General features: G+C 48.8%; 13 protein-coding genes. 12 read left to right on the top strand and 1 reads right to left on the bottom strand.

Annotated features, from left to right (window positions below):
• Nucleotides 1-134: 134 nt before the first annotated feature.
• From QD47_RS04920 to QD47_RS04895, 6 genes are all read left to right on the top strand, one after another.
• A complete protein-coding gene (locus QD47_RS04920; RefSeq protein WP_044645059.1) occupies nucleotides 135-1,283 on the top strand; it encodes a PucR family transcriptional regulator in 1,149 nt (382 codons plus the stop codon).
• Between the two features lie 103 nt (nucleotides 1,284-1,386).
• On the top strand, nucleotides 1,387-2,511 hold the full coding sequence (locus tag QD47_RS04915; RefSeq protein ID WP_044645058.1) for an ABC transporter ATP-binding protein: 1,125 nt from the start codon (nucleotides 1,387-1,389) through the stop codon (nucleotides 2,509-2,511).
• Nucleotides 2,512-2,805: 294 nt separating this feature from the next.
• Nucleotides 2,806-3,744 (top strand): HPr(Ser) kinase/phosphatase, encoded by a 939-nt coding sequence (gene hprK / locus QD47_RS04910; RefSeq protein WP_044645057.1) that lies wholly within the window; start codon nucleotides 2,806-2,808, stop codon nucleotides 3,742-3,744.
• A 43-nt stretch (nucleotides 3,745-3,787) separates the two neighbouring features.
• The gene (gene lgt, locus QD47_RS04905) at nucleotides 3,788-4,846 is read left to right on the top strand and encodes a prolipoprotein diacylglyceryl transferase (RefSeq protein ID WP_044645056.1); all 1,059 of its coding nucleotides are present in this window, start codon (nucleotides 3,788-3,790) and stop codon (nucleotides 4,844-4,846) included.
• Complete coding sequence (gene ppaX / locus QD47_RS04900) at nucleotides 4,843-5,496, top strand: pyrophosphatase PpaX (protein ID WP_044645055.1); 654 nt, start codon at nucleotides 4,843-4,845, stop codon at nucleotides 5,494-5,496. The genes lgt and ppaX overlap by 4 nt, the downstream gene beginning before the upstream one ends.
• On the top strand, nucleotides 5,493-5,987 hold the full coding sequence (locus QD47_RS04895) for an acyltransferase (protein WP_044645054.1): 495 nt from the start codon (nucleotides 5,493-5,495) through the stop codon (nucleotides 5,985-5,987). The genes ppaX and QD47_RS04895 overlap by 4 nt, the downstream gene beginning before the upstream one ends.
• Before the next feature lie 261 nt (nucleotides 5,988-6,248).
• Here QD47_RS04895 and QD47_RS04890 read toward each other — a convergent pair whose 3' ends face one another.
• The gene (locus QD47_RS04890; protein WP_044645053.1) at nucleotides 6,249-6,548 is read right to left on the bottom strand and encodes a hypothetical protein; all 300 of its coding nucleotides are present in this window, start codon (nucleotides 6,546-6,548) and stop codon (nucleotides 6,249-6,251) included.
• Between the two features lie 458 nt (nucleotides 6,549-7,006).
• Here QD47_RS04890 and QD47_RS04885 point away from each other — a divergent pair, with 458 nt between their 5' ends.
• From QD47_RS04885 to hisA, 6 genes are read left to right on the top strand one after another with little or no spacing between them, the layout of a single operon-like run.
• Entirely contained in the window at nucleotides 7,007-8,212 is a 1,206-nt protein-coding gene (locus QD47_RS04885; protein WP_044645052.1) for an ATP phosphoribosyltransferase regulatory subunit, read from the top strand.
• Nucleotides 8,209-8,853, top strand: coding sequence for an ATP phosphoribosyltransferase (gene hisG, locus QD47_RS04880; RefSeq protein WP_044645051.1), 645 nt, complete (start codon nucleotides 8,209-8,211; stop codon nucleotides 8,851-8,853). The genes QD47_RS04885 and hisG overlap by 4 nt, the downstream gene beginning before the upstream one ends.
• A 59-nt stretch (nucleotides 8,854-8,912) precedes the next feature.
• Entirely contained in the window at nucleotides 8,913-10,220 is a 1,308-nt protein-coding gene (gene hisD, locus QD47_RS04875; RefSeq protein WP_044645050.1) for a histidinol dehydrogenase, read from the top strand.
• Nucleotides 10,210-10,818: an imidazoleglycerol-phosphate dehydratase HisB gene (hisB, locus tag QD47_RS04870; protein WP_025684758.1), complete on the top strand. Its 609-nt coding sequence runs from the start codon at nucleotides 10,210-10,212 to the stop codon at nucleotides 10,816-10,818. The genes hisD and hisB overlap by 11 nt, the downstream gene beginning before the upstream one ends.
• A 3-nt stretch (nucleotides 10,819-10,821) precedes the next feature.
• Complete coding sequence (gene hisH, locus QD47_RS04865; RefSeq protein ID WP_044645049.1) at nucleotides 10,822-11,451, top strand: imidazole glycerol phosphate synthase subunit HisH; 630 nt, start codon at nucleotides 10,822-10,824, stop codon at nucleotides 11,449-11,451.
• A 42-nt stretch (nucleotides 11,452-11,493) separates the two neighbouring features.
• Nucleotides 11,494-12,225, top strand: a complete 732-nt coding sequence (gene hisA / locus QD47_RS04860) for a 1-(5-phosphoribosyl)-5-[(5-phosphoribosylamino)methylideneamino]imidazole-4-carboxamide isomerase (RefSeq protein WP_044645048.1) — start codon at nucleotides 11,494-11,496, stop codon at nucleotides 12,223-12,225.
• Nucleotides 12,226-12,234: the final 9 nt, after the last annotated feature.

Here is a 12,234-nt window from a genome sequence, read left to right as displayed (position 1 = left end):
TTTTTTGTATGCATTTTTGCATGGATTTAGGTTATGTTTCTTACTAACTTTTTTATTTTAAGGTATCGACAGGTTATAATAGGTTCATTATGCTTGCTTAGAGGTTATTCTAAAAAAAGTGAAGTGGTGATCGCGTGGCTTTGGATACGGAATGGATACAGCAACAGCTTCAGAATATTATTCAAGCACCTTTTACTATACTGCCTTGGTGTCCGGAAATGATTGCAGAAGGTCAGTCAGCAGAATCGGCTGTACCGGATAAGTCATTTGTACGTGATAGCAAAATATATTTCCCGTTCCGTGTGGTAGCAGGAGGATTGGCTGCCTTTGCGGTAGAGGCAAAGCATTTGACGGATCGGGAACGGAAGCTGATTGAGGCGTTACTCTGGAACATGGAGCAATTTTGGCAGGATGGGACGGGGACGCAACAGCCCGATAATCCGGTTTATGCTGAGGAAGAGCGAATGAAGCGTTTTGGACAATGGCTCATACAGCAGGCTGGCAACCTACAGAATGAAGAAGAGGTTCCTGATGAGTTGGGGCTTCGGGATTCGTTGTTAGCGTATATGGTTCCCATTGTACTGACTGGTGAAGGAACACAGGAGGGCGCTATTGCTTACACTCAGCTATATCGATTGTTAGCCAGTTATTTTGGAGGGAATGTGCTGCTTACTCCACTGGATGAACAGTCTTGGCTGATTATGGCTAAAAAGGAACTACTGTTGGGAGCAGAAGATGACCGGGATAAAGATATAGAAACCAGGGATGCGGATTTTACGGAATCGCTGGAGGAGGTACTAACGGCTTTCAGCCTGGGTTTATACGAGCTTATCGCAAATGAGTGGGTAGGTGTATTTCATTTGGCGGTATCCAAGCCGTCTATACTATTGCAAAGTCTTCCCAAAGAGCTGAATTTGTTATGGGAGACGATCCATCTTGGCAAAATTTTTCATGTAACAGAGCATATCCACTTTTCATGGGAGTTGCATTTGGAGAGGTTATTAAACCGTATTCCGAAGGAGCAACGCGTGCAATTTTTGGAGCAGGTTGTGCGGTCGTCCGTCATATTGGAGGATGCTGAAACGATGGCTACATTGGATATCTTTTTTCAACTGGATTGCAATGTGAGTGAGACGGCTAAGCGCCTTTATGTGCACAGGAATACGTTGATTTACCGTTTGGACAAAATTAAACAGGAGACGGGATTGGATGTGCGGACGTTTAATGATGCGGTTTTGGTCAAGCTTTTTCTACTATTGTACAAAGTGACAAAAAGGAAATAGCATTTTTGTGCAGTTTGCGAATAGCCACGAAGTGGGTACTAGGGTAAGATACAAGTAAGAAATGTATTCGATTTCCAAACTTGATCTTGGGGAGGCAAAAGCTATGGCTGGTGTACGCTTAGAGCATATTTTCAAAAAATACCCGGGTGCAGATAAAGCTACGGTTGTTGATGTCAATTTGGACATTCAAGATAAAGAATTCCTCGTATTGGTCGGTCCTTCCGGTTGTGGTAAATCTACTACGCTCCGTATGATCGCTGGTCTGGAAGAAATCTCGGACGGCAAATTGTACATTGGAGATCGTGTTGTGAACGACGTAGCTCCAAAGGATCGCGATATTGCGATGGTTTTCCAATCCTATGCCTTGTATCCACATATGAACGTATACCAAAACATGGCTTTTGGTCTGAAACTTCGCAAGGTGAAGAAAGAAGAAATTGATAAGCGTGTACGTGAGGCGGCTAAAATCCTGGATATTGAGCATCTTCTGGATCGCAAGCCGAAAGCGCTATCAGGTGGTCAACGTCAGCGTGTTGCCTTGGGACGTGCGATTGTACGTGACCCGCAAGTGTTCTTGATGGATGAGCCATTGTCCAATCTGGATGCCAAGCTGCGTGGTCAGATGCGTGCGGAAATCACGAAGCTGGCTAAACGTCTGGAAACGACCGTTATCTATGTAACGCATGACCAGGTCGAAGCGATGACGATGGGTGACCGGATTGTTGTTATGAAGGATGGCATTATTCAACAAGCCGCATCCCCGGATGAGCTGTACAACCGTCCAGTAAATCTGTTCGTAGCTGGTTTTATTGGCTCTCCTACGATGAACTTCATCACAGGTAAGCTGGCTGAGAAGGACGGCGCGCTGTATTTCAATGCACCGGGTCTGGATCTATTCGTTCCTGAAGGTAAGGGGCAGATTTTGAAAGCCAAGGGTTATATCGGTAAAGAGGTTATTCTGGGCATCCGTCCTGAGGATATTCATGAAGAGCCCGTATTTTTGGAGGCTTCTCCGAATACGATCTTTATGTCCACTGTGGATGTTACCGAAAATCTCGGTCATGAAATGCTGTTGTACCTGAGTGGCGCCGGAAATGAAACGATTATTGCCCGTGTAGACGGGCGTTCCAATACTCGTGATGGTGTTAAAGCGAAGTTGGCTGTTGATATGAACAAGGTTCATATTTTTGATAAGGAATCGGAATTGAGCATTCTGGTTGGCGAATAAGTTCAACCAATAGAAGAGAGTCGCAGTTTCCCAGCCGGGGAAAGGCGGCTCTTTTTGTATATCCCATACAGCTTCCAGCTTCGGCATTGCATTCATTGGAAAATTCCGATACGATGGGTACATTGGTATGGGTCTGGGTTCAGCATGAACACAGGTAGCCCGAAATCATGTTGAAAAGGTGAGCTTGGGCTGGCACAGGATGAGCTGGCAGTGGGCTATATGGTTGATAGGTTGACGCTACATAAATAAGATTACGTATAGAATCCGGTCATGCAGGATGAAGGGGAGAATACGATGGCTAAAAAGGTAAAGGTATCTGAGCTTGTACAGCAATTTCAAATGGAGGTTATTTCTGGTGAGAAAGGTCTGCGCAGGCTGATCACGGTGGATGAATTGAATCGTCCGGGGTTGGAGATGGCTGGGTATTTTGAATACCACACACAGGAGCGTGTGCAGCTTTTGGGAAGGTCTGAGCTGGCTTTTCTCGGTATGCTTCCTCCTGAGGAAAGAAAGGATCGGATGCAGCGTCTATGTACGGAGCTGACTCCGTGTATCATCATCACACGCGGTCTGGAAGTACCAGCAGAACTGGTGGAGGCAAGCGCTGAGCGGGATGTCCCAGTATTGCGAACTAATATGGCCACGACGATTTTATCAAGCCGCATTACGGGTTTTCTTGAAAGAAAGCTGGCTCCTACGGCCACCATCCATGGTGTATTGTGTGATGTGTACGGTGTAGGTATGCTCATTACGGGCAGTAGCGGCATTGGTAAAAGTGAAACAGCACTGGAACTGGTTAAACGCGGTCATCGTCTGGTAGCAGATGATGCAGTGGAAATTCGGCAAACGTCCGATTTTCAGTTGCATGGTACGGCGCCGGAACTGATTCGTCACCTGCTGGAAATTCGCGGCGTGGGCATCATTAATGTGATGACGCTGTTTGGTGCAGGTGCAGTTCGTAACAACAAGCGGATTACGCTGGTTGTCCGTCTGGAGGCATGGCAGCAGGACAAGCAGTATGACCGTCTTGGTTTGGATGAAGAAACGACACGTATTATTGACACGGATGTTCCGCTCGTTACGATTCCAGTTCGTCCGGGCCGAAATTTGGCCGTTATTATTGAAGTGGCGGCAATGAACTATCGTTTGAAGCAAATGGGCGTGAACGCAGCTCTGCAATTTACGAATAAGCTGACTGCTACAATTTCTGAAGATATGGAAGATATGGATTAAGGTTCAGTCGTTTGCAAGGAAGAACAAGGAGTGAGAGAAACATATGTCAACGGCAACATTACTGCTGAATCCGATTGCTTTTTCAATCGGGGCAATTAAGGTCCATTGGTACGGGCTTATTTTGGGGCTGGCGGCGCTTGTGGGTTTATATCTCGCCATTCGTGAAGGCAAAAGATTTGGCATTCCGCAGGAATTTTTTATGGATATGCTGCTGCTGGGTGTTCCTTCGGCTATTATTGGAGCGCGTATTTACTATGTAGCCTTCAAATGGGAAGACTATCGAGATAATCTATGGGATGTTTTCAAAATCTGGAATGGCGGTATTGCGATATACGGCGCATTGATCGGTGCGATTATATGCGCAGTCATCTATTTCCGCTATAAGGGTTATAATTTCTGGCGGATTGCCGATATTTGTGCGCCAGGTCTGCTGATCGGTCAAGCGATTGGCCGCTGGGGTAACTTTGTCAATCAGGAAGCCTACGGTGGACCGACGGAAGTAAGCTTTTTGCGGAATCAACTGCATCTGCCAGATTTCATTGTAAATCAAATGAACGTTAACGGAGTGTTTCACCATCCTACATTTCTGTATGAATCCCTGTGGAGTATTGTAGGTGTGATTCTGCTACTCGTCATTCGACGTATGAAATTTGTACGTGCAGGCGAAATGTTTGCGTTTTACTTCATTTGGTACTCAATTGGCCGTTTTTTCATCGAACGTGTACGGACGGATAGTTTGGCTTTTCAGGGACCAGACTGGCTGGCTTCCTTTGTGAATGCTTTGTGGTCTCCTATGGTATGGCTGGGGTTTGAACCAGGGCATCTGGACCCGAGTTACGGTAATGTACGGATCTCGCAACTGCTCCCTATTTTCATTGTTGTAGCTGCTGTGATTTTCATCGTGGTTCGTCGTCGTAAGGGTGCAACTGTTCCGAAATATAGCGATCCGATTGTCTCCAGCAAGGTAGGAGTCGATCAGGTACCTGACGTCACGCCGGAACAGGCTTCCCGCCCGGGTCAAGATACGATTCCTCCGACAACGGCTGCGCCGGATAAGCTACACAAGGAAGACACGGACGAGGACAAGAAGGAGCATCTATGATAAATACGATTTTATTCGACTTGGACGGAACGATTATGGATACGAATGAGCTGATTATCAGCACATTTCTGCACATTTTGAATCACCCGGACGCTGACCCGCTGACACGGGAGCATATTATCCCTCATATGGGCGGAACGCTGGATGACCAGCTTCGTACCTTTTCGGGATTAAAGGATGTGTCTGAGCTGGTTAAAGGCTATCGTGCTTATAACTTGCTCCATCACGACCAAATGGTGAAGCCTTTTCCGTATGTCATCGAGGTTATTCAGGAGTTGCGTGCGCGAGGAATTAAGCTGGGGGTTGTGACGACTAAAATACGTCCTTCTACGATTCGTGTGCTTGATCTGTTCGATCTGACCTCCTCTATGGACTATATTGTGACGGTAGACGACGTAGAGCATCCGAAACCACACGCAGAACCTGTGCTTAAGGCGCTGGCTGGCTTGAACGCCAAAGCGGAGCATACGTTGATGGTTGGAGACAGTTCCTTTGATATTCTATCGGCTCAAGCCGCAGGCGTGAAATCGGCGGGTGTAGCCTGGTCGCTCAAGGGTGAGGAAACTCTACGGGGCTATGGACCGGATTACATTTTGCATGATATGCGGGATTTACTGAAGCTGGAGTTTCAAGGTGTCGATGTGTCGTGAGGAAGGTTGACCGCCATCCCGTGGAAGGCCCCAATGCGCTGTGGCAGATTTACCGGACGGTAAGCCGCTGGAAAGGGATTAAAAACTTTATTTTTATACAGATCGCCCGGTATTGTCCCGTGCTTTCCTGGAAAAATGTCATTTACCGCAGAGTGCTTGGGATGAAGGTAGGGCAGCATGCGGCCTTCGGCCTGATGGTGATGGTGGATGTTTTTTTTCCGGAGCATATTACGATAGGGGACAATTCGGTGATTGGATATAACACGACCATTCTGGCGCATGAATATCTCATACAGGAGTATCGTATTGGTAAAGTAATGATCGGAAATAATGTGTTAATCGGCGCCAATACGACCATTCTGCCCGGTGTTACTATAGGTGATGGAGCTATAGTAGCCGCCGGGGCGGTTGTGCATAAAGACGTGCCGGCCGGAGCATTCGTGGGCGGTAATCCGTTGCGTGAGTTAAGACGGTCGGGTGCGGATGTATAGCAGTTTAGTTTAAGGAAAAGCCCTGAGTACATAGGGCTTTTTGCGTTACTCTTATGGTGCATTAAGTAGGTTAATCTGTGTTGTTTATATTCAAGGATAGGTTCTTAGAACATTAATAAAGCCCCTTCGGGCTCCTTGTTTCGAAGCGAAAGGGCTGAAAGTGCACCCTCTTGTTCTTTCGAGGCACTGAATGCAAGTTAATAATGCGTTGTTATGTGAAATAATAGATGTTCTGTCTATGCCTATGCACAAATTAAATTATTATTTGTAAACAGTTCCTTGGTATCTGACAGCAACAATACCATCTTTAATTTCATAGCTAACCATAATAATAGTTCCTACATAGCCATCCTCAGTTTTATGATTTGTAATAACTTTTTGTATTCCCCAGCCAACAGGATAATAAAAAACTTCATCGAAGGGTCTTGACTCGAGATTTGGGCTAACATCATGTGACTTTGGTGCGTTAGTAGGAGCGTCCGCGAAAACAGCGGCAGTAGAAAAAGAGGCAGTTAAAGCAAGGGATAGTGCGGCCAAGCTCAATGTTCTTTTAATTCTCAAAATGGTCATCTCCTAATAAAAAATGTGGCTACGCTTTTATTATATATATTGTAAAATAATAAAAACAATAATTGTAAAAATATATTATTTATGGTAAAATAATAATATCGCTTACAAATGCAACATAGTATATGGGCTAAAATATCTGATTTTTAAACTCTAAAAAGTTTTAGGTTGGATGCTTTGAAGTTTCCGTCGCGGGATAAAGGTGAACAAGTGGGTGGTTGAATATGTGGTATGACTGTTGGCTGAAAGGCAGACAGTCTTTTTTTATAGGGTTCATGAATTCTGCAATGGATAAAATAAAGAGAGGGAGACAGTTCTGCAACGTTGCTCTAAAAATGGGCTGCCCCGTTCGGTTGACGTTCACAGGCAGGGCATGATAATATATCGAATATACTTTAGTTTATTAGCACTTTACCATGATAAAGATACTGCGAAATCATGAGGTGATAGAGATGACCAAGCCAAAAGGATTTGAAATCCCCGTAGGGGTTCGGGATTACCTTCCGCGTGCGGTGTCGAAGCTGCGGGCGATTGAATTGAATGTACTCGAATGTATGGAACGTTGGGGCTACCGTCAGATTATGACGCCTACGATGGAATACTACGATACGGTGGGTGTGGCTAGTTCTACTTCGGATCGGAAGTTGTTCAAGCTGCTCAATAACCGGGGAACTACGCTGGTGCTGCGATCTGATATGACTGCACCGATTGCGCGTGTGGTATCGTCGCTGTTGAAGGAAGAGGAAGTACCACTCCGGCTTTCCTATCACGCAAATGTATTTCGGGCGATTGAGGAAGAGGCGGGAAGAGAAGCAGAGTTTTTCCAGACGGGCGTGGAGCTGGTAGGCGATGACTCGCCCGAGGCTGATGCGGAGGTCGTGGCATTGGCGATTGCATCGTTGCAGGCGGCAGGGGTGTCCTCTTTTAAAATTGCCATGGGGCATGTCGGATTCCTGAACGGTCTGTTCGAGGAAATCATTCCGGGTCGCCAGGCTGAACAGCAAGCGTTAAAGGAGCTGTTACTGAACCGTGATGTGGTGGGCTACCGGACAGCGATTGAAGCTTTGGGTTTGCCTACCGAACATCGGGATAAGCTGGAGGCTATTCTCCGGCTTCGCGGGGGCAAAGAAATTTGTGAGCAGGCTACCCGTCTTAGCGTCGAGCAGCAGACGATTCAATCCATTGTGCATCTGTGCGAGGTTTGGGAAGTACTGGAGAGTTACGGCGTGTCTGAGCATGTGCTAATTGACCTTACTATGATCGGAGACTTTTCATATTATACAGGAATGACTTTTGAGGGGTATGCGGCGGAAATCGGATTCCCAGTATGTAATGGAGGGCGTTATGACAATCTGCTACAGCAGTTTGGTCGTTCCGTTCCTGCGACGGGATTCGCGTTGAAGACGAACCGGATTGTCGATGGTGTGGACGGTATCCAGATCGAGGCGAAACGCCCAGTGCTCATTCGTTATGACGAGCAGGGACGCAGAGAGGCGTTATCCGCCGCGGCACAGCTTCGTGGAGCAGGACGGACTGTGGTGACAGGGCTGACGGGTGGGCCTGAGGATCGCCGCCGCGAGCAACAGGACTTGTATGCAAAGGTTTACAGCTACACAGTCGAAGAAAGACAACCGGTACAAGGGAGGGAATTACCATGACGGAGACGTTGAAGGTAGCCATGCCGAAGGGACGGATTTATAAGCAGGCTTCTGAGCTTTTTCGTCGAGCGGGGGTTCCTATTCCAGTAGATGTGGATGATACGCGCAAGCTGGTTATTCCGCTGCCTGAACTGGGAATGGAGTTTATTATGGCGAAGCCGGTCGACGTTCCCACGTATGTGGAGTACGGAGCTGCGGATATCGGCATTGTAGGCAAGGATGTTTTGCTGGAAGAGAACAAGGATGTGTATGAGCTGCTTGATCTGGGGATTGCCCGTTGCCGAATGTCGGTCATTGCTTTGCCGGATTGGCAGCCGGGTATTCGTCAGCGGGTGGCTACGAAGTATCCGAATGTGGCTTCCCAGTATTTTCGGGAGCAAGGCCAGCAGGTGGAGGTTATCAAGCTGAATGGTTCTATCGAGCTGGCACCGCTAATCGGATTGGCAGACCGGATTGTCGATATGGTGGAAACAGGGCAGACCTTGAGAGAGAACGGATTGGTCGAGCAGATCAGTATTTTGGATATTACGAGTCGGCTGATTGCCAATCGGGTCAGCTACCGGATGAAAAATGGTCCGATTCAGGCGTTGTGTGACCGACTGCATCAGGTAATTCCGACTACGGTGGCACCCAGGGACTAAGGTAAAGGCCAATGGTTAGGAGAACAATCTGCAAGCTGCAAGTAAGGGGGAAGGGAAAAATGAAGATCGTATCGGCTCGTGATTTCAATCTCCAGCGGGAGGTAGATTATGGTACACCTGAGCAAAATGAAGCCGTTCATGCGATTATCCGTTCGGTACGGCAGGAGGGAGATGCGGCTGTCCTGCGGTATACGGAATCGTTCGATGGTGTATCGCTGACGGCGGAGCAGCTCCGTGTGACGGAGGAAGAATTGAAGGCGGCATATGACAAGGTGGAGCCTTCTTTTTTGCAGGCGATTCGGGAGGCGGCGGACAATATCCGTGCTTTTCATATGAAGCAAAAACGTAATTCGTGGATGGATTTGCAGCCGGACGGCAGCTTGCTGGGTCAGATCATCCGACCGTTGAAGCGGGTAGGCGTATATGTTCCAGGTGGTAAAGCGGCTTATCCGTCCTCGGTGCTGATGAATGTGATTCCGGCTCAGGTGGCTGGTGTACCGGAGATCGTCATGGTGACACCCCCGGCAACAGGCGGCAAGGCGGGAATTGATCCATATACACTGGTAGCTGCGGCAGAGGCGGGTGTGACAGAAATGTACCGGGTTGGCGGAGCGCAGGCGATTGCGTCTCTCGCTTATGGGACAGATAGTATTGAACCGGTCGATAAAATTTGCGGCCCCGGCAACATTTATGTAGCGCTGGCGAAGCGCGAGGTATACGGGGCGGTGGATATCGACAGTATTGCAGGACCGAGTGAAATTGTCGTGCTGGCTGACGATACGGCGAACGCCTCTTATGTAGCGGCTGATCTGCTCTCGCAGGCAGAACATGACGAAATGGCCTCGGCCATTCTGGTTACGCCCTCGCAACGCTTGGCAGAAGAAGTTTCAGCCGAGGTGCAGCGCCAATTAGCAGAGCTGCCGCGCAGAGATATTGCTGCTGCATCGGTTGATGCCTATGGAGCGATTATTGTCGTGGACACTTTGCATGAGGGGATCCAGATTGTGAACAAACTTGCCCCGGAGCATTTGGAAATCATGACAGAGAATCCGATGGAGCATGTGGGTCTGATTGAAAATGCGGGAGCGATTTTTCTGGGAGCGTACAGCTCGGAGCCGGTAGGCGATTATTTTGCCGGGCCTAACCACATTATTCCGACCAATGGAACTGCGCGGTTCTCTTCTCCGGTCGATATTGATGATTTTATCAAGAAGTCGAGTATGATCTATTACAGCAAGGAAGCGCTGTTACGCAATGGAGAGACGATTATGCAGCTTGCCCGGCATGAAGGGCTGGAAGGCCACGCAAGGGCGATACAGGTTCGATTGGACAATGAGAAGAAGGCGGTGGATGGCGATGGGGAATGAAAATAACGGTGCAGGACGTACAGGCAGCGTCAGCCGGAAGACGAACGAAACGGATATTCAGCTATCTTTTGCGGTAGACGGCACAGGGCAAACCGAAATCGAGACAGATGTCCCTTTTCTGAATCATATGCTGGATTTGTTCACCAAGCACGGACAGTTTGACCTGAACGTACAGGCCAGAGGGGATGTTGACATCGACGATCACCATACCGTGGAGGACATTGGTATCTGTCTGGGGCAAACCTTACTGGAATCGTTAGGTGATAAAAAAGGAATCAAGCGCTATGCCAGCGTCTTTGTACCGATGGATGAGGCGCTCGCGCAGGTCGTCATTGATCTTAGTAACCGACCGCATTTTGAGTATCGTGCGGAGTATCCGTCACAGCAGGTAGGGAGCTTTTCGACGGAGCTGGTGCATGAATTTCTGTGGAAATTCGCGCTGGAGGCTCGTATGACGCTGCACGTCATTGTTCACTACGGGCAAAATACCCACCATATGATCGAGGCGGTGTTCAAGGCACTGGGACGTGCGCTGGATGAAGCGACATCCATTGACCCGCGGGTGACGGGAGTGCCTTCGACGAAGGGAGTGCTGTAGTCCATGTCCATTGCTATTGTGGATTACGGCAGAGGCAATCTGCATAGTGTGAGCAAAGCGGTTGAACGTCTTGGCTATGAGGCTGTAGTCACAGGAGATGCGAAAGTGATTCGTTCCGCCAGCGGTGTGATTTTGCCGGGTGTAGGGGCGTTCGGAGACGCTATGGAGCATTTGCGTTCTAGCGGCTTGGATCGAGTCATTCAGGAGGTTGCGAGCGCCGGACAGCCGTTGCTTGGCGTTTGCTTGGGGATGCAGCTGTTGTTCACTCGTGGCGAAGAATATGGCAGCCATGAGGGGCTGAATATTTTGCCGGGAGAGGTCGTGCGCTTTGCTCCTGATCTGGGTGTGAAAGTGCCTCATATGGGCTGGAATCGTCTGCGCATGACGCAGCCGGAACATCCGTTGGTGCAAGGCTTGGAGGAAGGGCATGTGTATTTTGTGCATTCTTATCATGCCAAGCCGGAGGTAGAAAGCGATTTGTTGGCGGTGACCGATTACGGCGGGCCGGTAACAGCTATCGTAGGCAGAGGCCATGTATACGGTATGCAGTTCCATCCAGAGAAGAGTGGGGAAATGGGAATGCGACTGCTTCGTCAGTTTTTGGAATTGGCAGAGGCGGAAAAGCGAGCGTAATTACACATAGTTTTTTTGAATAGCTCACAAGGGGGTCATACTTTGTTCACGATATATCCGGCGATTGATATTCGCGATGGCAAATGTGTACGGCTGGTGCAGGGTGATTATAACCAGGAGACGATATACAATGAAAATCCGGTGGAGGTGGCCCGCGAATGGGAGCGCTTGGGCGGTTCCTACATTCATTTGGTCGATCTGGACGGTGCGAAAGCGGGTCAACCTGTGAACGATGAGCTGATCGGACGCATCGCGTCTGCGGTGCAGGTACCTGTACAGGTGGGCGGGGGCTTGCGTACGCGCGAGCATGTGGAGCGGCTGTTGTCACTAGGCGTGAGCCGCGTGATTTTGGGCACGGCGGCGATTGAGGACCGTGCTTTTACGGAAGCGGTGTTGGGTACCTATGGTGACCGGATCGCGATTGGTCTGGATGCGCGAAATGGCTATGTAGCGACACGAGGGTGGCTCGAAACCTCGGAGGTGCGAGCGGATGAACTAGCGGCTGAGCTGGCCTCCAAGGGCGCGGAAACGTTCATTTTTACGGATATTTCCCGCGATGGAATGATGCAGGGTCCGAATGTGGAGGCTATCGTGGCACTTGCGAAAAGTAGTGGACGTACCGTAATTGCCTCCGGTGGTGTCAGCAAGATGGACGATCTGATTACGTTGAGTGCCTATGCGCAAAAAGGTGTAGGCGGCGCTATTGTGGGTAAGGCATTGTATACAGGCAGCATTGATTTACAGGTCGCCGTACAAGCTGTAGCAAAGGCATAGGGGGAGTAG

This window comes from Paenibacillus terrae, assembly GCF_000943545.1.
In the GTDB taxonomy this organism is placed as follows: Bacteria; Bacillota; Bacilli; order Paenibacillales; family Paenibacillaceae; genus Paenibacillus; species Paenibacillus terrae_A.
Note: the sequence above shows the minus strand (reverse complement) of the source record. Positions and strands in the feature narration are given on the sequence as shown.